The 21,308-nt window shown below is 66.7% G+C and carries 24 protein-coding genes, 2 tRNA genes and 1 other RNA gene; 15 read left to right on the top strand and 12 right to left on the bottom strand.

The genetic code is table 11. The features are described 5' to 3' along the window. Positions 1–48 precede the first annotated feature (48 nt). Together ABGB08_RS45800 and ffs are read right to left on the bottom strand one after the other, a co-directional pair. Positions 49–2,376, bottom strand: coding sequence for a DNA polymerase III subunit gamma and tau (locus ABGB08_RS45800; RefSeq protein WP_347604091.1), 2,328 nt, complete (start codon positions 2,374–2,376; stop codon positions 49–51). 60 nt (positions 2,377–2,436) lie between these two features. Then, positions 2,437–2,532, bottom strand: an RNA gene (gene ffs / locus ABGB08_RS45805) — signal recognition particle sRNA small type. 82 nt (positions 2,533–2,614) lie between these two features. Here ffs and ABGB08_RS45810 point away from each other — a divergent pair. From ABGB08_RS45810 to ABGB08_RS45830, 5 genes are all read left to right on the top strand, one after another. After that, a tRNA-Ser gene (locus tag ABGB08_RS45810) sits at positions 2,615–2,700 on the top strand. Between the two features lie 614 nt (positions 2,701–3,314). Then, complete coding sequence (locus ABGB08_RS45815; protein ID WP_347604093.1) at positions 3,315–3,728, top strand: ribonuclease domain-containing protein; 414 nt, start codon at positions 3,315–3,317, stop codon at positions 3,726–3,728. Between the two features lie 8 nt (positions 3,729–3,736). Further along, positions 3,737–4,111 (top strand): barstar family protein, encoded by a 375-nt coding sequence (locus tag ABGB08_RS45820; protein ID WP_347604095.1) that lies wholly within the window; start codon positions 3,737–3,739, stop codon positions 4,109–4,111. Positions 4,112–4,402: 291 nt separating this feature from the next. Next, positions 4,403–5,335, top strand: a complete 933-nt coding sequence (locus tag ABGB08_RS45825) for a neutral zinc metallopeptidase (RefSeq protein ID WP_347604097.1) — start codon at positions 4,403–4,405, stop codon at positions 5,333–5,335. 41 nt (positions 5,336–5,376) lie between these two features. Then, positions 5,377–5,673, top strand: coding sequence for a type II toxin-antitoxin system VapB family antitoxin (locus ABGB08_RS45830; RefSeq protein WP_155339870.1), 297 nt, complete (start codon positions 5,377–5,379; stop codon positions 5,671–5,673). Positions 5,674–5,752: 79 nt separating this feature from the next. On the opposite strand, the gene ABGB08_RS45835 is transcribed toward ABGB08_RS45830, so the two are convergent. The 7 genes from ABGB08_RS45835 to ABGB08_RS45865 form a co-directional block, all read right to left on the bottom strand. Next, positions 5,753–6,541, bottom strand: a complete 789-nt coding sequence (locus tag ABGB08_RS45835) for a hypothetical protein (RefSeq protein WP_347604099.1) — start codon at positions 6,539–6,541, stop codon at positions 5,753–5,755. A 169-nt stretch (positions 6,542–6,710) separates the two neighbouring features. Continuing rightward, positions 6,711–7,871 (bottom strand): hypothetical protein, encoded by a 1,161-nt coding sequence (locus ABGB08_RS45840; protein WP_347604101.1) that lies wholly within the window; start codon positions 7,869–7,871, stop codon positions 6,711–6,713. Next, positions 7,868–8,425 (bottom strand): DUF4365 domain-containing protein, encoded by a 558-nt coding sequence (locus ABGB08_RS45845; protein ID WP_347604103.1) that lies wholly within the window; start codon positions 8,423–8,425, stop codon positions 7,868–7,870. The genes ABGB08_RS45840 and ABGB08_RS45845 overlap by 4 nt, the downstream gene beginning before the upstream one ends. Before the next feature lie 122 nt (positions 8,426–8,547). Further along, positions 8,548–8,635 (bottom strand) — tRNA-Ser (locus ABGB08_RS45850). Between the two features lie 43 nt (positions 8,636–8,678). Further along, entirely contained in the window at positions 8,679–9,107 is a 429-nt protein-coding gene (gene tadA / locus ABGB08_RS45855) for a tRNA adenosine(34) deaminase TadA (RefSeq protein ID WP_347604164.1), read from the bottom strand. Between the two features lie 14 nt (positions 9,108–9,121). Further along, a complete protein-coding gene (locus ABGB08_RS45860; RefSeq protein ID WP_155344948.1) occupies positions 9,122–9,604 on the bottom strand; it encodes a tRNA adenosine deaminase-associated protein in 483 nt (160 codons plus the stop codon). Between the two features lie 15 nt (positions 9,605–9,619). Continuing rightward, a complete protein-coding gene (locus ABGB08_RS45865) occupies positions 9,620–10,108 on the bottom strand; it encodes a tRNA adenosine deaminase-associated protein (RefSeq protein WP_155344949.1) in 489 nt (162 codons plus the stop codon). Between the two features lie 140 nt (positions 10,109–10,248). Between ABGB08_RS45865 and upp the strand changes: the two genes are divergently transcribed. The 6 genes from upp (at position 10,249) to ABGB08_RS45895 (ending at position 14,300) form a co-directional block, all read left to right on the top strand. Continuing rightward, entirely contained in the window at positions 10,249–10,887 is a 639-nt protein-coding gene (upp, locus tag ABGB08_RS45870) for a uracil phosphoribosyltransferase (RefSeq protein WP_155353512.1), read from the top strand. A 138-nt stretch (positions 10,888–11,025) separates the two neighbouring features. Next, the gene (locus ABGB08_RS45875; RefSeq protein WP_155344951.1) at positions 11,026–11,241 is read left to right on the top strand and encodes a hypothetical protein; all 216 of its coding nucleotides are present in this window, start codon (positions 11,026–11,028) and stop codon (positions 11,239–11,241) included. Between the two features lie 75 nt (positions 11,242–11,316). Beyond that, on the top strand, positions 11,317–11,493 hold the full coding sequence (locus ABGB08_RS45880; protein ID WP_155344952.1) for a hypothetical protein: 177 nt from the start codon (positions 11,317–11,319) through the stop codon (positions 11,491–11,493). After that, complete coding sequence (locus tag ABGB08_RS45885) at positions 11,490–12,020, top strand: PH domain-containing protein (RefSeq protein ID WP_155339877.1); 531 nt, start codon at positions 11,490–11,492, stop codon at positions 12,018–12,020. Before ABGB08_RS45880 ends, ABGB08_RS45885 begins: the two co-directional genes overlap by 4 nt. 147 nt (positions 12,021–12,167) lie before the next feature. After that, positions 12,168–13,496 (top strand): helix-turn-helix transcriptional regulator, encoded by a 1,329-nt coding sequence (locus ABGB08_RS45890; RefSeq protein WP_347604107.1) that lies wholly within the window; start codon positions 12,168–12,170, stop codon positions 13,494–13,496. Between the two features lie 117 nt (positions 13,497–13,613). Then, complete coding sequence (locus tag ABGB08_RS45895; RefSeq protein WP_347604109.1) at positions 13,614–14,300, top strand: FadR/GntR family transcriptional regulator; 687 nt, start codon at positions 13,614–13,616, stop codon at positions 14,298–14,300. 11 nt (positions 14,301–14,311) lie between these two features. Here ABGB08_RS45895 and dnaN read toward each other — a convergent pair whose 3' ends face one another. Then, positions 14,312–15,406 (bottom strand): DNA polymerase III subunit beta, encoded by a 1,095-nt coding sequence (gene dnaN / locus ABGB08_RS45900; protein WP_347604111.1) that lies wholly within the window; start codon positions 15,404–15,406, stop codon positions 14,312–14,314. Positions 15,407–15,891: 485 nt separating this feature from the next. Between dnaN and ABGB08_RS45905 the strand changes: the two genes are divergently transcribed. Further along, complete coding sequence (locus ABGB08_RS45905; RefSeq protein WP_347604113.1) at positions 15,892–16,449, top strand: Uma2 family endonuclease; 558 nt, start codon at positions 15,892–15,894, stop codon at positions 16,447–16,449. Positions 16,450–16,510: 61 nt separating this feature from the next. Here the strand turns inward: ABGB08_RS45905 and ABGB08_RS45910 are convergent, their stop codons facing one another. Continuing rightward, complete coding sequence (locus ABGB08_RS45910; RefSeq protein WP_347604115.1) at positions 16,511–17,158, bottom strand: response regulator transcription factor; 648 nt, start codon at positions 17,156–17,158, stop codon at positions 16,511–16,513. Then, positions 17,155–18,633, bottom strand: coding sequence for a histidine kinase (locus ABGB08_RS45915; RefSeq protein WP_347604117.1), 1,479 nt, complete (start codon positions 18,631–18,633; stop codon positions 17,155–17,157). Before ABGB08_RS45915 ends, ABGB08_RS45910 begins: the two co-directional genes overlap by 4 nt. Positions 18,634–18,766: 133 nt before the next feature. Between ABGB08_RS45915 and ABGB08_RS45920 the strand changes: the two genes are divergently transcribed. From ABGB08_RS45920 to ABGB08_RS45930, 3 genes are all read left to right on the top strand, one after another. Further along, the gene (locus tag ABGB08_RS45920) at positions 18,767–19,630 is read left to right on the top strand and encodes an ABC transporter ATP-binding protein (protein ID WP_347604119.1); all 864 of its coding nucleotides are present in this window, start codon (positions 18,767–18,769) and stop codon (positions 19,628–19,630) included. Between the two features lie 22 nt (positions 19,631–19,652). Next, positions 19,653–20,411: an ABC transporter permease gene (locus ABGB08_RS45925; protein WP_347604121.1), complete on the top strand. Its 759-nt coding sequence runs from the start codon at positions 19,653–19,655 to the stop codon at positions 20,409–20,411. Positions 20,412–20,507: 96 nt separating this feature from the next. After that, positions 20,508–21,290 (top strand): helix-turn-helix transcriptional regulator, encoded by a 783-nt coding sequence (locus ABGB08_RS45930; RefSeq protein WP_347604123.1) that lies wholly within the window; start codon positions 20,508–20,510, stop codon positions 21,288–21,290. The last annotated feature ends 18 nt before the right edge of the window (positions 21,291–21,308 follow it).

The raw sequence follows: 21,308 nt of genomic DNA on the forward strand, positions 1-21,308 counted from the left end.
GTGGGGAAGAACCACCGTTAGTCGCGGGTGGGTTGGTGGGGGGACTCGTTAGGGGTGAGAGTGGTCGATTTCTTGGATTACTCGGCCGCCTAGTTCCCGTTGGAGGAGGGCCAGGCCGCTTAGTTCTTCGGGGCTGGTGTCGTTGAAGGGGTCTGGGTCGGATGCGGTTTTGCGTGGGGGGATGGAATCTGGCCAGGCCTGGCGTGGGCCGGATTGGGCGGCGGCTCGGGCTGCGGATTTGGCGGCGGTGATGCCGGTGGTGGGTCCTGCCGAGAGTGGTGGGGGGGTGGGGGCGTCGAAGTCGTCTGATGGAGCGTCGGGCCAGGATTCGTCGGTGGTTGTGGGCTGGGCCGACTTGGGTTCGGGAGGGGTTGGGTGTTTGGGGGTGGATGCGGCGCTTCGGGGCGTGGTTGGAGCTGATGTGTCGGTTGGAGCGGCTTGGGTGGCGGTGGGAGTGCCGTTTGTGCCAGCGGCGGAGGGTTGGGTGGGGGTGGTCTGGGGGCGCTGGCTTGGGGCGGTTTGATGTGCTGGAGGAGGAGGCGTTGCCGTACCTGATGGAGAGCCGCTGGGTGGGGGGGCCACAGGTGGGCGGGAGGTGCCGCCGGTTGGGCCTGAGCCGACAACGACATCGACGCGCCAGTTTCCGCCGAGGACATCGCCGAGGGCCGCCGCAACCACCTCGTCGCGTTTGCCCTTGAGGAAACCTTGGACATCGCCGGGCTTCTCGAAGCCCACGGTGACCAGGTTGCCTTCGGCGCCTAGGAGGCGGCCTTGGGCGTTGAGGATCATCCAAGCGACTCGCTGGCGGGTTTTGACGGCTTCCAGGACGTGCGGCCACGCTTGCATGACAGTGCCCATCCCGGCAGATTCCGCAGGCGCGGACGCGGGCTCGGCGGCGGGGGGTTGCGGGCTGGGCATACCCGGACGAGCCGCCGCAGGCCAGTCGTCGTCAGATTGGGTACGGCCACCCGTCGAGCTGGTTGACAAACCGCTGCGAGGTTCAGGAACGGCGCCAGCCGAGGGGGTGGAGGCCGTACCGGATTCATAGCCGGGGCGGGAGCCGGAGGTCGCACCTGGTTCATGGTCGGGGCGGGAGGTGGCAGCGGAGGCCGCACCAGGCCCGGCGGGGGCCGTGGCGTGACCGATGGAAGGCGTGCTGGGTCCGGCTTGGGCCGAGGTTGTGGCGGGAGCCGTACTGGATGAGGGGCGGGGGCCTTCGCGTTCGAGGCGTTCGAGGCGTTCGAGGCGGGCCAGAAGGGCGGCTTCGCCCTGGGCGGCGGCGGGGAGGAGGAGGCGGGCGCACATAAGTTCCAGCAGCAGCCGGGGCGAGGCCGCGCCACGCATTTCGGTCAGGCCGGCGTTGAATACCTCGGCGGCGCGGGTGAGTTCGGCGGGACCCATGGAGGCGGCCTGCCCCTGCAGGCGCTCCAGCTCGTCGGCGGGCCGATCGAGAAGACCGTTACCCGCGGCTTCCGGCACATTCGCCAGGATGACCAGATCGCGGAAACGTTCCAGCAGATCCATCGCGAACCGCCGCGGATCGTGACCGCCCTCGATGACGCGGTTCACGGCATGGAAGACGAGCGAGCCGTCCCGACGGGCGAACGCGTCGACGATCTCGTCCAGGAGGTCACCGTCGGTGTAACCGAGCAGCGAGACCGCGCGCTGGTAGGTGATGCCGGCGTCGTCAGTGCCCGCGAGCAGCTGATCCAGAATGGAGAGCGAGTCACGAGCGGAACCGGCCCCGGCGCGGACGACCAGCGGAAGCGCTGCCGCCTCGTACGGCACCGACTCCGACTCCAGGATCTCCTCCATGATCTGCCGGATCGTCGCGGGCGGCATCAGCCGGAACGGGTAATGGTGGGTCCGGGACTTGATCGTCCCGATGACCTTCTCCGGCTCCGTGGTCGCGAAGACGAACTTGAGATGCGGCGGCGGCTCCTCGACGAGCTTGAGCAGCGCGTTGAACCCCTCCCGGGTCACCATGTGCGCCTCGTCGATGATGTAAATCTTGAACCGCGCGGATACCGGCGCGAAGAACGCGCGTTCCCGCAGATCGCGGGCATCGTCCACCCCACCGTGCGACGCCGCGTCAATCTCGATCACATCGAGATGGCCGGGCCCCGTCGGCCCCAGCGCTACACACGACTCGCACACCCCGCACGGATCGGGCGTCGGCCCTTCCGCACAGTTCAGACTCCGCGCGAGGATCCGGGCGCTGGAGGTCTTCCCGCAGCCACGCGGCCCGCTGAACAGATACGCATGATTGATCCGCCCACTCCGCAACGCCTGGCGCAGCGGCTCGGTGACGTGTTCCTGCCCCTTGACCTCTGCGAACGTCCCTGGCCGGTACTTGCGGTAGAGCGCGAGACTCATACGGTCTCCTCGGGGAGAGCGTCGCCGATGGTCGGCCCTGGGATCGCGAGGATCCCAAAACCAGAAGACCCCCCGCACACCCGCCAGAGCCCGCTTATCCTTGCTGCCTTCCGGCCCTGGGGAGGTTCACAGGATGACGCCGCGCGAGGGGTCCTGACATAGTCTAGCCCTGCCCGGCAGTGCGTGAGGCCACCTCGGAATGGGCGCGGCATCCCTTGGGTCATGTAAGCTTCTCGACGGAGGATTCGCCTAGTTGGCCTAGGGCGCACGCTTGGAAAGCGTGTTGGGGGCAACCCCTCACGAGTTCGAATCTCGTATCCTCCGCGCTTGGTTGAGCAGCAGAAACACGCAGGGGCCGGTCGATCCAACCGGCCCTTTCGTGCGTCTTTGGGTCCTCAGTTTGGGTCTCCAGTTGCTTCTTCAAGCACCCTCCGAGACCTGTCTCCGCGAGTAGATCCCTCATGTCAACGGCGGGCCATTTTTGCGGGCGCCGTCGACACCTCACTGGGTGTGTTGGGGCTCGGTAAGCCGCCCCTCCCATAGCTGTGGGGAGCGACATTGCCTGTGTCGATCCGCCTCCCCTTCCGCTCCCGCAGCGCGCGGCACTATCGCGAACCGGGCTGGCAACTCGCTGACACCCTCGGTCGCGCAGACCGACAGGTAGGTCCCTGGCACCTCATCAGGCGGCCACCGGGCCGCGTGCATCGCAAGCGGAAGCGCTAACCTAACCGCTAACCACATGCGTCAAGACGACACCCACACCACGCATGCTGATCCGTTTCTGCGTAGTCAACGTGTCGGCCACCTGGTGATGTCGCGGGCGTTCCCCAGCCGCGAAGAGTTCACCATCCCTTTGACGATCTTTCTCTTCACTTGACACGAGTCAAAGGTGATCATCAGGGGTGTCTACTGCCCTCGCTTTCCCTCATGGAGGCTTCGTGCACACCCCGCATCGCCCCCGACCCTGGTGGCCGGCACGGCTCACCCTCGTGCTCGCCGCCATCGTCTCCCTGACCGGTGTGGCCGGCATCACCCCCGCCGAGGCGTCGGTCTACAACTCCTGCACCATCTCCCGATGCTCCGACGCGCGTTCGGCCAACGCGACCTGGAGATCCAAGGGCTACCCCACCACCAGCGGCTGGTACTCCTGGCCGGACGGCCGGTACAACTACACTGGCGGGCGTCACTACAACCGCGAGGGCCAGCTGCCCAGCGGCGCCACCTACTACGAGTACGACGTCTACTCCCGGGCGCGGGGGGCGGCGCGTGACGCCTACCGGATCGTCGTCAACCGCAGCACCGGCGTGACCTGGTTCTCGCCGAACCACTACACCGACTTCTACCGGCTCTAGGAACTCCCATGACCGCCGCACGTCCGCTGCCGCAATGGCTGACAGTCTCCACCGGCCCGGCGCCGGCGGTCATCGACGGACGCGCATGCCGGACCCGCGCCGCCTTCTTCGAGGAGGCGGCACGGGTTCTGCGTTTCCCCGACTACTTCGGCCGCAATTGGGACGCGTTCGCCGACTCCCTCGGCGATGCGACCCGTGCCGGGACACTCACCCTTGTCGTGGAACACGCCGAGGACCTCCTCAGCGCCGAACCTCCCGAACAGTTCGCCACGCTGCTGAGCATCCTGGCCGAGGCCGCCCACACCGGGCTGACCATAACGCTGCACACCGACCCGGACCACGAAGCCCTGCTCCGCCAGCGGGCAACCGAAGCTCTCACCTGATCAGGGGAGCGGCGCCGAAGCGCCCATCCTCGCCCTGGATCTTCCCGCTCATCATGCTGGGCGTGATCCTCCCCGCCGTGTGGTCGCGACACCCCGGATGGCGCAAGAACGCCAGTCAGGTCTTGGAGCAGCTCCTGACACCGACCCGCCCCCTCGCATAATCACCCCTCACTGCACATCCGGGAAGATCAGCCCACAAGGTGATCTTCTCGGATGTGCCCCGCGTGAACCCCCCAAGCATGGGGATGATTACGAAGAGTAATCGCCCGGGTGTTCAGGAGGACTGCGCGGATGGACTTCAAAGACGACGCCGAGCTGGACCCGTCCCAGGTCGAGGACGCCAGGGCGTCGGGTCCGCAACCGGGCGGCGGCGGCTCGATGCCCGGCTGCGCGCTGCCGATCGGCGGCAAAGGCGGATGCCTGCTCGTCATCATCGGCCTCGGCGCCATCCTCCTGCTCGGCCAGCCTCTGCTGAACGGCTTCTCCGGGGAGTACGGCAACCGGTACGAACCCTCGCCCCGCCAGCCCCAACCCAGCGGAAACCTAGCCGACCGCTGCAAATTCGGCGCAGACGCCGACCAATCCGAAGATTGCCGAATAGTCGGAATCGTCAACAGCATCCAGACCTATTGGAAACAAGCTTTCGCCGGTCGCGGTCGCACGTACACCCCCGCGCGTACCCACCTCTTCGGCGGCACCCGCACAACGGTATCCACAGCCTGTGGAAAAGCCGACTCCTCCGTCGGCCCCTTCTACTGCCCAGCCGACCGAAAGGTGTATCTAGACCTAAGCTTCTTCAACGAGCTCGAAACCCGCTTTGGCGCACAAGGCGGACCTTTCGCCCAGGCTTACGTCATCGCCCACGAGTACGGTCACCACGTACAGAACCTGCTCGGCACCATGCGGCGCGTCGGCAACGACCGGCAGGGCGCCAACAGCGGCGCGGTCCGGCTGGAACTGCAAGCCGACTGCTACGCCGGGGTGTGGGCGCACAACGCGCTGCGCACCGGCTTCTACACCGAACCCTTCAGCAAGCAAGACATCGACCAAGCGCTCAGCGCCGCCTCCGCGGTCGGCGACGACAGCATCCAGCGGCGTACCCAGGGCTACGTCACCCCCGAGGGCTTCACCCACGGCACCTCGGCGCAGCGCGAGAAGTGGTTCAGCATCGGCTACGACTCCGGCGACCCCGCCCGCTGCGACACCTTCTCCGGCACTCCCTGACCAGCAGGCAAAGCAGCCCCTTTTCTCCTAAACTACGTAGCGTGATCTTTAAGTTGGTCGGCGATGGACGCCCCTACCCCGAACACGGCCTTGGCCATCGCGAATGGGCCCAAATACCACCCAGACAAGTCAGACTCGACACACTAGTCACCACGAAAGCGGTCCTAGACCTCCACTCCCTCCTGGCCAAAGACTCCACCTTCTACGGCGACCTGTTCCCCCACGTCGTCCAATGGCAGGGCGAGCTCTACCTGGAAGACGGCCTCCACCGCGCCCTACGCGCCGCCCTCCACCAACGCTCCGTCCTCCACGCCCGAGTCCTGGAACTAGAAAACTAACCCCCCGTCGGCCAGCCGGAACAAACAAACGTTGTTCCTCTGGCCGATCCCAACTCAGCCCCTGGGCCCCACACGCCCCTTAAGCCAACGCCTCAGGCCGGATCACCTCGTCGCGAAGGATTCGAGCAAGATCCTTGGTATCCGCGTTGTGGCTGGTCTGGCGACGTATCTCCAACCGGATGCTCTCCAGCATGGAGTCGGACAGAATCACCTGAGCCAAGGACTTCGGCGAAGTCGCGGCCCGCGCCTTCCAGAGGCTGTCGATGAGCCGGCGTTTGAATGCGTCCTTGCTCAGGTAGAACAGTCCATCTGTTTTTACGGCAAGAGAGTCCTCGCCTAGCAGGTCGACTTCAAGAGCCAGGTCGACGAGGACTGGCAAACCTCCGGTGAGGTGGTAGACCTGCCAGACCTGACCATTGGTGAGGATCAGCCACTCGACTCCCTCATTCACGGCATACATCTGCACCTGCCGAAGGTGCTTGATACCGAGCCGTTGCGTGCAGCGCTTCACTTCGATGAAGGCGACCAGTTGCTTGTCGATGCGAATCCCGTAGTCCGCAAAATCACCCTTGACCTGGTATTCCATGGTCAGCTCTTCGTACTTGTCGTAGCCGAGACCGTCGCACAGAAGATCAGTGATGAGGAGCCGGGTTTCGGCCTCGTTCGCATCGCGAGCGACGAGGTCGGCGAGAGGCTTGGAGTAGCGACGAATGGCCGCTCGAACCCGGTCGCGGGCATCGGTCTCCCATTTTGGCACCGTACGCGAGGAGGGGCTGACCTTCTTCGCAAGGGCCGCCTTGGTGACGGTCGCCTTCACGGGAACGGGCGCATCTTCGGCCACATTCGATGCTGCGGTCTGCTCACTCACTATGTCCGCCCTGATGCGCTAGTGGCTAGTGTGACAAGGCACGGTAGATGGAACGGTCCGTTAACCGCAGGCGAATACGTCGAGTGTCCACATGTGGACAGCCGGCAAGCGGGTGATTCGGCGACCGAACGCTTTCTTGCCAAGAAGATTTCTCCGAGCTGCGCTGTACTTACCCGTTGGTGGCTTCATCGAGTGGCACCCGTATCGATACGGGTGCGGTTAGCCACCACGATCGCTTTGCCAGAGTCACGACGCCTGAGGCGATGATTGGGCGCCGATCTTCGTGAGCGCGGATGGCGAGTCGGTAGTCATCCCCGGCAAGTCTCATTTTTATCCGGCGTCGGGTCCGGCCGAGATATCCGTCGACCACCACGATGCCCTCGTCCTGACCTTCGGCCCGTTCCAGACGGATTACCTGGCCAAGGACGTCATCCTGCTCCACGACCGGGCGGCCACGAAGCGACTCCTGAACTCGTTCCAGGCGGGCTGGACTGGGACGAGGAAGGATTACGCGGCTCAGCGTGCCCTCCGGCGGGGGTTGGCTTGGCGACCAGCGGAATGACATATCCAGGGCGCGGACACCTGGCTGCTGACTCATCTTCTCCAGCGAGTCGATCAATTCTGCGCTGGCACCGCGTTGAACCGCGTCGTCAAGTTCGGCCTCCGAACCGTCCGCGAGCAAGTCGCGCGCGGCGGCCAGCCCCGTCGCCAGCGTCGTCATCACCCGACGTGTGTACGTGCCGATGACCGCCTGATCGTCGGCGTCAGGTTCAGGAAGTTCCTCTGACCTGGTATCGACATGACGGGCAAGAATGGTGAGGACGAAGCTGCCCCGCAGGGTGTGCCCCATCCGGACCTCCTCGGCGAGGAATTCCTTCACCGCGTCAGGACGTCGCCCCGGATTCGAGGCACGTGGCCTGATGGCGCTGCAGGCGGCCGCCGTGAGCATCTGGCTCACACCGTTCAGCAGTTCCTGCGCCTCACTTAGCGGTATCGATCCGTCAAGGGTCTGCTGATCCGTGCGAAGCAACAGAATGTCACTGCGAGCGCTCGCGATCTCCAGGGCAAGATCTTCCTGATTGCCGATGCCATAGACGTCCGCGATCGTGGCCAAGGCGTCCGCCAGGCGCGCGGAGAAGTCATGGTACGAGCGATCGTACGGAAGCATCAGGCTGGCGTCCGCCAGCACGTTCTCCCAGATCGAGAACAGACCATCCCGCACGTCGGTCTGAGCCCATCCGCTCACCTCAAGGAAAGCCTCGATCGCCGCGGGCGACAGATCTTCGGTGAGGATCAGTGGCCGGGCAGCGTGGTCACTCGTGGTGTTCATGGCTGTCCTCCATCACCCACACGCTGAAGTATCCCCAGGAGCTGCTCGACATTGAAGACATTTACCCTGGGAAGGACCACGGTCTTCGACGCGGTTTCGATGGGTTCATGCCCTTCGAGGCACACCCAATATGCAGTCTTGCGGAGCAGCATGCCCTCTTCCTGCGTCTCCAGCCATCGATCAAGCCGGTGGGGCACCAGGAGAACGACAAGAATCTTCCGGTTGTAGGTCCTCAGATCACGCAGGGCGTCATAGTGACTGCGATCTAGAGACCAGTGCACGCCATCGTCCCTCAGGACATCCTGCTCGGTGCACTTCATCTGCACATCCACCGTGGACGAGCTGAAACGACGATGATTGGCGACCTGACGCATCGTGTAGTCGACGCGCTCGTCGTCTACCCTGAGGTCCGAGATCTTGCACCGGCTGGCCGCTGTGATCGCATGTGTGAAGGCGAGGCTGAACTGCTCCTTGCACTTACTGGCGTGCAACGAGCCGTAGGGAGCACCAGCGGAGGTCCACAGCTCACCCCACTGATCTTGCTGCGAAAGCACTCGTGTCCCTCCAACGTCCGGAGAGCTGCCAGGTCTAACACATCGGACCGACAGAACAAGGGCGGCCACGAAACGCAAGAGAGCCGCTGACCTGCGCACGCAGATCAACGGCTCATTTCGGGTGGCGGTGGTGGTGGGATTTGAACCCACGGTAGGTTGCCCTACACGCGCTTTCGAGGCGCGCTCCATCGGCCACTAGGAGACACCACCGCGCAGCAGCTTACCGGACAAAGGTGGGTGGGTGCGCCTGCATTCAGGGGCGGCGGGCTGCGAAGAAGGTGCGCAGCAGGGCGGTGGATTCGTCGGCGAGGACGCCCATGAGGACTTCGGGGCGGTGGTTGAGGCGGCGGTCGCGCAGGACGTCCCAGAGGGAACCGGCGGCGCCGGACTTCTCGTCGGGGGCGGCGTAGACGACGCGGGCGAGCCTGGCCTGCACGGCGGCGCCGGCGCACATCGTGCACGGTTCGAGGGTGACGACTAGCGTGCAGCCGGTGAGGCGCCAGTCGGCGCGCGCGGCGGCGCGGATGGCGAGGATCTCGGCGTGCGCGGTCGGGTCGTGCGTGGACTCCCGGGCGTTGCCGGCTTCGGCGAGGATCTCGCCGGCGGGGGAGAGCACGACCGCGCCGACGGGGACTTCACCGCGCTCCCCCGCCTGTACGGCTTGCGCCAACGCCACCCGCATGGCGTCCTCGTACGTCACCGCAACCGGTCGAGCTCGTCCCCGAAGGACAGCCGCTCCGCGACGACGGAGAGCGTGTCGGCGGGAAGCATGCCCTCCTCCATGCTGAGCTCCAGCAACTCCTCCGCGCTCAACCCGAAATCGGCGAGCAACTCGAAGTCCCCGGCGGGCCGTACCCCCAGATCGGGGGTCTCCTTGTCCACCGCCACCCCGGCCAGCTCGGCGAACAGCTCGCCCAGCGAGTCGGCCAGACCGGCCTGCGCGTCGGAGAGGAATACACGTGGATCGGCCTCCCCGTCGTACCGGACGATGGCGAACCATTCATCCTCTACCTCGACGCAGAGCACGGCCAGCTCGTCGCCGGTCAGCCCGAGGGCTTCCTGGACGGCGTCGCCGACGTCGTCGGCGATCTCCGCTTCGGTGAGGTCGACTTCGGCCCCGGTCCAACCGGAGCCGTTGCGAAGGAAAGCGGCGGCGAAGAGATTCGGTCTCGGTGGCATGTCCAGCTCCCGACGTCAGCCGGTGGCGGCGTCGACGGCACGTTCGAAGGGGTCGCGGAATCCGAGGCGCGCGGCGATGCTGAAGAGCACCTCGTCGGGGTAGAGGTCGTCGTCGCCGGAGAGGGCGCCGAGTTCCATCTCGTCTAGGCCGAGGTCGGCGAAGACCGACAGGTCGCCGCAGGGCAGGACGCTGTCGAGCTCCTCCTCCTCGGGCACGGGCACATCGAGGTAGTCGAGCACCTGGCGGGCCAGCGGCCATTCCCAGGCGGCGGTGATGTCGGAGAGGAAGACACTGACGCGTTCGCCGAAGACCCGTAACGCCACGAAGAAGTCATCCCCCACCGCGACCAAGCCAATCGTGCCGCCGTCGCTGGGCTGCTGGCGGAGAGCTTGGATGAGGCCGCGGAGGTCGGAGGTCAGCGCCACCGGCAGCATCTCGGCTTCCCAGTGATCGTCCTCGCGGTAGACCACAATGGCGAAGTCAAGCGCGTCTTCGTCTGTCATCGGTGCTCCACCGGCGCGGTCTTCACGTTGGCCATGGTCCCAGAAGTGCACCGATGCCGTCCGGTGCTCACGCCAAATTGTGATCAAAACAGCCGGGCTGCTTCCGGCGGAGCTAGCGGTTGGCGGTAAATTTTGCTGTCATGGAGACCCTTGTCGTTGATCATCCGCTTGTCGCCCACAAGCTGACCACGCTGCGCGACGTACGGACCGACTCGCCGACATTCCGCCGGCTGGCCGACGAACTGGTCACCCTCCTCGCGTACGAGGCGACACGCGACGTCCGGGTCTCCGCGGTGACGGTGGAGACGCCGCTGACCCCGGCCCAGGGCGTACGGCTGTCGCGGCCGGCCCCCATCGTGGTCCCGATCCTGCGGGCCGGCCTGGGGATGCTGGACGGGATGATGCGCCTGCTGCCGACGGCCGAGGTCGGTTTCCTCGGCATGATCCGCAACGAGGAGACGCTCGAAGCGTCCACGTACGCGACGCGGTTGCCCGAGGATCTCTCCGGCCGGCAGTGCTACGTGCTGGATCCGATGCTGGCCACCGGCGGGACCCTCGCCGCCGCCATCCAGTACCTGTTCGACCGCGGCGCGGAGGACGTGACCGCGCTCTGCCTGCTGGCGGCCCCGGAAGGCCTAGCGCACCTGGACGGGATGTTCCAGGGTTCCAGCCGCCCGATCCGGGTGGTCACGGCCGGCCTGGACGAATGCCTCAACGACCAGGGCTACATCCTGCCCGGCCTCGGCGACGCGGGCGACCGCCTGTACGGGGTCGTCTGAATTCGGGCTTGATCGCCCGCTGTGCACTCCGATCTCGGGCTTTCCCTCGTCATAGTTACAGCGCGTGCCGACACGGGTACGTAGAGTAATGACGACGTCTCTTTTGCGTCACTCGACGGGCGCGTGCCAGGGAGAGCCATGAGTCAGCTTCCGGACAATAGTGATCGTTACGAGCAGGTCGAGGCCGCGCTCCTAGATGAGTTCGCGGGGGTGCACCCCGCCACGACCGTCACGCGCTGTATTCAGGCCGCCCACCATGGCGCTGTGGAAGTGACGGGTCACGCCTATCCCGGGCTGGTGGAGCGGATCGCACGGAAACACCTGCAGGTCCTCGCGGCCGCGCAACGCGGATAAGCAGGGGTCATATCGACGCCGGATGTTCGACTTTTTCCGCTTTACCGAACATGGTGCCTGGGTAATCTATACCTCATGGGAGTGGTGACGGCAGTGCAGGTCAAGAAGATCCTTAAGTGGGGAGCTGTGGCCCTGGTGGCGTTCTACCTGTTGTCGAGGCCGCATGACGCAGCCGACACCGTGACGGGCGCCGTGACCGGCGTCATGAACGCGGCGGACTCGGTGGCCCAATTCTTCGCGCGTCTCACATGAGGCTCGTGACCCACGGGGATTCGGCCCCGTCGTCGGTCAACCGCTACCTCCTCCCCCACGAGCACCAGGTGATCATGGTCCGGCGTCACCCGGCCGTGCTGCTCCGCCCGGTGGCCGAGATCTTCGGTGGCCTCATCCTGGCCGGCCTGCTGAGCAAGTGGCTGGGGGAGAACAACGGGGGCAACGCCCTGGTCGTGATCTGGTGGGCCTGGCTGCTGCTGTTGATCCGGTTTGTCTGGAAGGTGGCGGAGTGGTCGGTGGACTACTTCGTGGTCACCTCGGCGCGCATGCTCCTCACCACCGGGCTGATCACGCGCAAGGTCGCGATGATGCCGCTCGGCAAGGTGACCGACATGAGCTTCCAGCGCGACCTGCTCGGACGCATGCTTGGCTACGGTGAGTTCGTCATGGAATCGGCCGGTCAGGATCAGGCCTTACGGTCGGTCCCATACATCCCTTACCCGGAGACGCTGTACCTCGAAGTTTGCCAAATGATTTTCCCCAGCAAGGACGACTCGGACGACTGACGTCCACAATTGTCGCTTTCTCTGGTCGAATCCCGAGGTGTGGACAAAGGTTCGCCCTCGGGATTCTTGACGGGAGGGTTACCCGATTGAGGGGCTTCGTGCCATCATGGCGGGACCATTGACCATTCCCATGCCCTGAGAGACCAGATGCCGAGTCAGGGAACCATAGGTGACCGCGTCCGAGGCCTGCGGTTGAGCAGGCGCATGTCCCAAGCCCAACTTGCCGGGCCGGATCTGTCCGACAGTTACGTCTCGCTGATCGAGTCGGGTAAGCGAACGCCGACGCCGGTCGTCGCGCGCCTGCTGGCCGAGAGACTCGGTTGCACGACGGAATTCCTGCTGCACGGGATCGAACCGCGGCAGCGGATCGACACCGAACTGAGCCTGCGCCACGCGGAGCTCGAGCTCTTCCACGGCGACCCGGCGATGGCGGCTGACCGCTTCAGCGACATCGTCAAGGCCGCGGGCGAGGAGAACGCGATGCTCGCGGCCCACGCCCGCTTCGGCCGGGCCCGGGCGCTGGAGTCGCAGGGCCGGATCGGCCGCGCGGTCGAGGCGTTCGAGCGGTTGCGCCGGGAGGCCGCCGCGCATCCCGAGCGGCTCGCCGGGCTGCCGCTGACGGTGGCGCTGTGCCGCTGCTACCAGCGCGCGGGCGACCTGCAGCGGGCCCGCGACCTGGGCGCGCAGGCGCTCTCCCAGGTGGATCAGCTGGGCGTGGACCAGGGCGAGCTCGCGGTCGACCTGGCCGCCGCGCTGGTCGAGACCGAGACCGGGCTGACCTTCGTGGACCGGGTGATCGCCTCCAACGGGGTGACTCCGGTCGCCGACCGCAGCAACGAGATCCTGGCGCTCTGGCAGGCCAGCGTGACCGCCGCCGAAGGTGAGGACTCCGCGCTGGCCGTGCAGCTGGCCGAGGACGCCATCGCCGCTGGGCGGCCCGCCCGGATGGCCATCAGGATGGCCAGGATCGCGATGCGCTGGGCCAGGATCACCGTGGTCAACCGCGCGGACGAGGACCTGGACCGCGCCAACGAGCTGGCCACCGCCGCCGGTTCGGTCTTCGCGACCTTCCCCGCGGAAATGCTCGAGCACGCCCGCAGCCTGATCGTGCTTTCTCACGTACGGCTTCGCGCCGGAAACCCCGACGAGGCCGGGGAACTGGCCAACCGGGCGCTCGACGGCCTGGTGGGCGTGCGGGGGACCACTCCCGCGGCGGCCTATCTGGTGCTGGCGGAAGTGGCCCTGTCCCGATCTCAGGACGCCGGCGGCGAGCTGCGCCGGGCGCAGGAGCTGCTCAGCGTGGCCGGGCGGCAGCCCGACCGCGAGACCGCCAGGACCTGGCGCGAGCTCGGCGACCTCTGGGGCCAGGCCGGTGCGCGGGAGAACCAGGCCAGGGCGTATCGTAGGGCGCTCGAAGCCGTGGGCATCCACGCGAACGTGCCGGGCACCGCGGTGCCCGCGGTGCTCACCCGATAGCTCCTCCCAGGGCACCCGGATTTGTGCTGGATACCCTGGAATAATTAGGGTCGACCAGTCATTGACTCATGGGATGACTTATGGGTTTAAGACCGGTTTCCCCGGAGGAGGCGGACTGTGAGTCTGCGTACGGCGCAGCGGGCGTCTCTCGTGGACCAGGTGATCGACCAGCTCAAGGAGCAGATCACTTCTGGTTCATGGCAGCTGCATGGCAAGATCCCCACCGAGACCGTGCTCGCCGAGCAGCTGGGCGTGGGGCGCAACACCGTTCGCGAGGCCGTCCGCGCGCTCACCCACGCGGGCTTGCTCGACTGCCGCCAGGGCGACGGCACCTACGTCCGCGCCACCAGCGAACTGTCCGGCGCGATGGCTCGCCGCCTGCGCACCGCCGAACAGCTCGAAATCCTCGAGGTACGGCGTGCGCTCGAAGTGGAGGCCGCACGCCTGGCCGCCACCCGCAGGACCGACGCCGACATCGTGGCCATGGAGACCGCCCTGGCTCGCCGCGAGCAGGCCTGGTCCGGGGGCGACCCCACCATCTTCGTGGAAGCCGACCTGGCCTTCCACGTCGCCGTCGTGCAGGCCACCCACAACCGCGTCCTCATCGACCTCTACGCCGACTTCTCCGCCGCCCTGCGCGCCAGCATCGCGGCCGCGGGCGGCACCCTGGAACAGAACTACATCCCCCACGACGGCATCGTCCGCGCCATCGCCGCCGGCGACGCCGCAGCCGCCGAACATGCCGGCCACGCCTGCATGGAACACATCCTCATCGCCCTCACCGACGCCCAAGACGTCAGCTAACCCGTGACCGGTCACGGTAAGCGCAGGGACATGACCAGGTAGCGGAAGGACGGGTCGTCGCCTTCCTCGGTGATGAGGGCTGGGCGGGTGGGCGAGTCCATGTTGAGGCGGACCTTTTCGGTTTCGACGCCGGCGAGGCCGTCGAGCAGGAACTGGGGTTGGAAGGCGATGACGATGTCGTCGCCGTCCAGCTCGGCCTCGACCACCTCGGCTCCCCGGCCGATGTCGCCGCCGCCTGCCTGAATGAGGACCTCGCCACCGGAGAACGTCAACCGGACCGAGGCCGTGTTCCGCTCGGCGACCAGGGTGACGCGCTTGATCGCCTCGATGAAGGCCGCGACCGGGATGGTGGCGCAGATCGGCCAGTCACTGGCCAGGCGGGCCCGATAGTCGATGAACTGGTCGTCCAGCAGCCGCACGGTGGTCGCCTTGCCCTGGCTCTCGAAGCCCGCGACATTGTTGCCCAACCCCACGGACACCTCACCGCCGCGCAGTGACTTCGCCACGTCGACGAGCACCTTGGCGGGCACGACGACGGCATGGGCCGCGTCATCGAACTCCGGCGACCAGAGAAAGTCCCGAGCCGCGATCCGGTAACGATCCGTGGCGGCCATCGAGACGTTGATCCCTTCGATGTCCATCCGCACTCCGGTCAACATGGGCAGGGTGTCATCCCGGCTGGCCGCCACGGCCACCTGCGCCACCGCCGTCGCGAACACGCCCCCGCCCACCGCGCCGATCTTCGGCGGCAACACCGGCAATGTCGGAAAATCCTCCACCGGCAACGTCAGCAGCCCGAACTCGGCGCTCCCACAGGTCAGCACCGCCTCCGACCCCGACGTCACGATCTCCACCGGCTTCCCCGGCAGACTCCGCGTGATCTCCGCCAGCACCCGCCCAGGAATCAGCACCCGCCCCGGCTCGGCAACCTCCGCCTCCACCTCGGCCCGCGCCGACACGTCATAATCAAACGCCGAAACCCGCAGCCCCTCGCCCGCTTCAAGCAACAACCCCGACAACACTGGCAAAGCTGGCCGCCCCGGAATCACCCGAGCCGCCCACGCCACCGCCTCACCCAGCACATCCCGGTTGACCTGAACCTTCACCGCAACCTCCCTCGAGCCACAAGTTCCGCTGCCAAGCTACCCACCACCACCGACAGAACAGTGTCTATGGCCGATCCTCCGGATCGGCGGGCTCGGCCGCCTTCAGCCTGCGTCTTCCCTCGTCACTCCGGCCGCTTCGCGACCTGCGTTCCTCAGTCCAGACACAGGCGCGGCCGAGCCAATTCCCACATACGACCAACGGCAGTGGGCTGCCGGATGCGAATTCGAAGCCAATGTCTGGGTTCTCCCTACCAGCCCATGCTCTCATTGGGACATCTGCGTTTGGGCGACACAAGGGCCTTCGGTGAGGTTGTTGGCGTAGGTTATCTGGCTTGTTCTCGCCGATCCCAACTCCGCGCCGGCCGCGATCCGGTCGCCCGGGTGACGGGGATGGCATCGAACCGGCGACCACGGTCGTCACGAGAGGCGCGATCATGGGTGGACAGGGTTTGACCCACGAGGTGGAATTCGGGCCGTACACCGTCTTGGACCTGCACGAGCTTCCTGAGGACGGCAAGGGGTTCGAGCTTGAGGACGGGTGGCTGATCGAGGTGGCGGGTGGTTCCCCGCACCACTGGGCGGTGCGGAACCTATCCCGAATCATCGAAGCTACCGCGACGCGGTTCGGGGCGGCCGTGATCGTCTGTGACGGCGGCGAGTGGGAGATCAGTACCCCGGCAGGAATCCGCAAACCCGACATCTTCGTCATCCCCCGTGAAGTCGCCCGGGCTGTGATCATCGATGAATCGCCGAAGGTGATCCCCGGCAGAGAGGTGCTGCTGGCCGTCGAGGTCGTCTCGCCCGGAAGCAGCAGCGAGCGCAACGACCGAGTGCGCAAGGTCGGCGAGTATGCTGCCGTCGGCATCTCGCAGTACTGGATAGTGGACCATCATCCGAACCCCCGCGTGCAGGTGCTGACGCTCGGCGAGCACGGCTATACGGCCACACCTGCAGTGATCGCGGGGACGATACTGACGAGCGAGATCGAAGCGGACAAATCCTTCGAGGTTTCTTTCGACCCCGCCGTGCTTCTCGAATTCTGAGCTCGATGGTCGCGAGCAGACGTTCGAAGGCGGCCTGGCGCTCTTCTCGAATTCTGAGCGGCTACTTGTCGTTCAGGTAGGCGAGGACGGCCAGGACGCGGCGGTTGTCGTCGTCGCTGGGGGCGAGGTTGAGTTTCAGGAAGATGTTGGCGGTGTGTTTGCCTACCGCGCTCTCGCTGAGGAACAGGCGCTGGCCGATGGCGGCGTTGGATCTGCCTTCGGCCATGAGTTCGAGGACTTCGCGTTCGCGGGGGGTGAGGCGGGCGACCGGTTCGTTTCTGGAGTTGCTGGCCAGGAGTTTGGCGATGACCTCGGGGTCCATGGCGGTGCCGCCCGCGGCTACCCGGCGGATGGCGTCGATGAACTGTTCGGCGTTGAAGACGCGATCCTTGAGCAGGTAGCCGATTCCGCCGGTGCCGTCGGCCAGGAGTTCCCGGGCGTAGAGCTGTTCGACGTGCTGGGACAGGACGAGGACGGGCAGGCCGGGGATCTTGCGCCGGGCGGCCAGAGCGGCCTGCAGGCCCTCGTCGGTGAACGTGGGCGGGAGGCGTACGTCCACGACGGCGACGTCGGGGCGGTGGGTGAGCAGGGCGGCGAGGAGGTCGGGGCCGGATTCGACGGCCGCGACCACCTCGAAGTCGTGGGCTCTCAGGAGGAGGACCAGGCCCTCGCGGAGGAGGTGCAGGTCTTCGGCGAGGACGACCTTCATGATCCGCAGCTTAGAGCCTTCTCTTCGTTGGCCGAGGCCCCCAGGAGGATTCCGCCGGCCAGCATGCCGGCGCCCAGGGCGATCATCGCGAAGACGGTCGGCCACTGGAGCGGCGCGGGCATGTGGAGCGCCAGGAACCAGGACTTGGTGGGGGCGCCGAAGACCAGCATGAATCCGCTCACGATGCCCTGCGGGATGAGCGGGATCCAGCACAGGCTCCAGCAGATAGCCATGGCCGCTGCCCGGCGGCCGCTCACCGGAGACTCGGGCTCCATGGCGGACAGCGCGAACGGGAGTTCCAGCGTGGCGACCGTGGAACCGCCGGGCGGGCTGTTCAGCGCGAGCACCCCGTCGAAGGTCGCCAGCCGGCGCTCGATCCCGGCCAGACCGCCGCCGGGGATGACGGTGGCGCCGCCGGGCCCGTCGTCGGCGACGGTGACGCGCAGCACCCGGTCACGACGGCTGACGTCGATGGTGACCTTGGCGGCGTGCCGGGAGGCGTTGGCGAGCAGTTCGGCCACCGCGAAGTACACGGCGGACTCGACGGGTGATTCGGGCCGTTCGTCCAGGTCGATGGAGACCTCGACCTTCAGCGGGCTGTCCAGCGCGAGCGCCCGGATCGCGTCGCCCAGACCGCGCTCGGCCAGCACCGGAGGGTGGATGCCGCGGACCAACTGCCGCAGTTCGGCCAGCGCGGTCGCGGAGGACTCCCGGGCTTTGGACAGCAGCGCCCTCGCCGCTTCCGGGTCGGTCGTCAGGAGCTGCTCGGCCGCGCCGATCGTCATGCCCACGGCGACCATCCGCGCCTGCGCGCCGTCATGCAGGTCGCGTTCGATTCTGCGCAGTTCGGCGGCCTGGGAGTCGGCGGCTTCCACGCGTACCTGGTTGAGGTGGCGTACCTGGCCGACGAGGTGGGTGGCGTGGTTCGGGCCCAGCATGGCCATCGCGTAGAGGCTGTAGACGCGCAGCGCCCAGGGGGCGATGACGACCGCGGCCACGGCGAACAGCAGACCCCAGAGGTTGCCCTGCCAGGTCTGGTAGATGCCGTACCCGATGAGCAGGGTGGGGCCTGCGGCAAGGACGGTACGGCTCCAGGGGTCGATGAGGAGCCAGACGAGCTCCTTCCACGTGGCCGGGTCGCGTACGAGCCAGCCCAGGCGTGCGTTGAAGGCGGGGATGGTGGGTTTGCGGTAGAGGGTGCGTCCGTCTCGGTACCAGCCGTCGCGTTGCCGTACGGGGGGAGGGGGCGCAGGGTTGTAGGGTTCCTCGATTCTGAGGCCGCCCCAGCGGTGGATGAGACGCCGGTCCAGAGCGGTGACCCAGCGGATCAGGCGGACCGACGGCCACAGCAGGAACACCATCCCCAGAACGAAGGACAGGACGACGCCGAGCAGCGCGATCATCGCCGTCGGCACCTGGACGAGCACCAAAACGAACAACGCCAGCCCGTGGCCGAGTGCCCTGATGTGCTTCATGACCCCAAGTCTGGACGAATCGCCTTCGTCAAGGCAGTGGGCGAAGGCGTACAAGAGGGGTGGGGGTAGGTACACCCGCACTGGGTCGCCAGACGCATTCTGCCGCGGACGCCGAATTTCTACCTTTCGACGTATGGAAATCATCACGGTCGAGAACCTGCACAAGCGGTACGGCGACAAGGTAGCGATCAGCGATGTCTCCTTCGCCGTCGAAGAAGGGGAGATCTTCGGAATTGTCGGGCGCAACGGCGCCGGCAAGACCACCACGGTCGAATGTGTGGCCGGGTTGCGTACCCCGACGAGTGGCACGATCAACGTCGTCGCCGATCTCAAGCAGCAGGTGGGCGTGCAGCTCCAGGACTGCTCGCTGCCGGACAAACTACGCGTCGGCGAGGCCCTCAGCCTGTACGCCTCCTTCTACGCCAACCCCGCCTCCCCCGCGGACCTGCTGGCCGAAGTCGGCCTCGACCCGCGCGTGCCGTTCGCCAAGCTCTCCGGCGGCCAGCGGCAGCGGCTGTCGATCGCGCTGGCCCTGGTCGGCAACCCGCGGATCGCCATCCTGGACGAGCTCACCACCGGCCTGGACCCGATGGCCCGGCGCGAGACCTGGGACCTGATCGAGCGGATCAAGGAGCGCGGCGTCACCGTGCTGCTGGTCACGCACTTCATGGAAGAGGTCGAGCGGCTCTGCGACCGGGTCGCGGTGATCTCCGAGGGCAGGGCCCTCGCGGTCGACACCCCGGCCGGTCTGATCGCCCGCGCCGAGGGCTCGGACCGGGTGATCTTCCGGACCACCGGGTCGGTGGAGCTACTGAAGTCGCTGCCCGAGGTGGCCTCGGTCGTCATCGAGGGCGACCTGGTCACGGTCACCGGCAACGCGAACGTGCTGCACGCCGTCGTCGCCGCGCTCCCCGCCGGGCGGATCGCCGACCTGCGCACCGAGCGCACCACGCTGGACGACGCCTTCCTCATCCTGACCGGCCACTCGGCCGTCTGACTCTTTCCGAAGGAGCCCCCCCATGCCCACCACCGCACTCTTCCCCCGCCGGCTCGCGATCACCGAGATCAAGCTCTACCTGCGCGAACCGCTCGCCACCTTCTTCGCCATCGGGCTGCCGCTGGCGCTGCTGCTGATCTTGGGTGCGGCCATCCCCGACTTCCGCGAGCCCGCCGCCGACATGGGCGGCGCCCGGCCGGTCGACACCCACCTGCCGGGCATGATGATCCTGCTCTCCATCCTGACGGTGGCGTTCAGCGTGATGCCCTCCGCGCTGGTGATCTACCGGGAGCGTGGCGTGCTGCGGCGGATGTCCACCACGCCGGTGCGGCCGATCTCGGTGCTGACCGTGCAGCTGGTGATCAACGCGGTGACGTCGATCCTGGCCACCGCGCTCATGCTGATCTTCGGGCATCTGATCCTGGAGGTTCCGTACCCGAGCATGTTCCTGGCCTTCGCCGGGGTGTTCGTCCTGGGTTCGGTGACGATGTTCGGGATCGGTCTGGCGCTGGCGGCGGTGGCGCCGAACTCGCGGGTCGTGCAGAGTGTCGGCGCGGGCATCATGTTCCCGCTGCTCTTTCTGGGCGGTATGTGGCTGCCCCGGCCGTTGATGCCGGAATGGCTGCTCGTGGTCAGCGACTACAGCCCGACGGGCGCGTTCGGGCAGGCGCTCACCGACGTGCTGGGAAACCACGCGCCGAGCCTGCTGCACCTCGGGGTGATGGTCTTCTGGGCCGCCGCCGGCATCGTCGCCGCCACCCGGTGGTTCCGCTGGGAGTAACCCCATCTGATCTGGTACGGCCTCCGCCTCCTGGCGGGGGTCGTTTACGTTCGAGGTAATCGCGGGCATTCCGTTGGGGGGCGTAGTTTCGGGGTTGTGACGGTGACTGAGCGGCCGGTGGGCGAGTTGCTCCGGCGGTGGCGGGAGCATCGGCGGCTCAGCCAGGTGGAGCTGTCGATTCAGGCGGAGATCTCGACCCGGCATATCAGCTTCCTGGAGACCGGGCGGGCCAAGCCCAGCCGGGGCATGGTGTTGCGGCTCGCGGATCATCTTGATCTGCCGCTGCGGGAGCGGAATCGGTTGTTGCTGGCGGCCGGGTTCGCGCCGGTGTACGGGGAGTCGGGGCTGGGGTCGCCGCGGATGGCGGCGGTGCATGACGCGATCCGGAGGATTCTCGACGGTCACGACCCCTATCCGGCGGTGGTCGTGGACCGGAGGTGGAACCTGGTGGACGGGAACCGGGGCATCACCCACCTGACCTCCGGAATAGATCCGGATTTGTTGGGAAATGTGTTGCGGGCGTCGTTGCATCCTGAGGGCCTCGCGCCGCGGATCGTCAATCTGGGCGAGTGGCGGGCGCACCTGCTCGGCCGGCTGCGGCGGCAGATCGCCGTCACAGCGGATCCTGAACTTTCCGATTTGTACGGCGAGCTGCGCGCGTACCCGTGCGACCAGCCGGAGCCGGAGGTCGAACTGCCCGGGCCTGGCGACATCCTCATCCCGTTGCGGATCCGGTACGGCAATCGCGAATTGTCGTTTCTAAGCACGATTGCGACTTTTGGGACGCCGCTGGATGTAACCGTTGCCGAGTTGGCTATCGAATCGTTCTTTCCCGCTGATGATCAGACGCGTCGTGAGATGTCACAATTCGCGGATTAGATCATTGTTCCACAGCTG

It is taken from the genome of Acrocarpospora sp. B8E8, assembly GCF_039871605.1.
Classification (GTDB): Bacteria; Actinomycetota; Actinomycetes; order Streptosporangiales; family Streptosporangiaceae; genus Acrocarpospora; species Acrocarpospora macrocephala.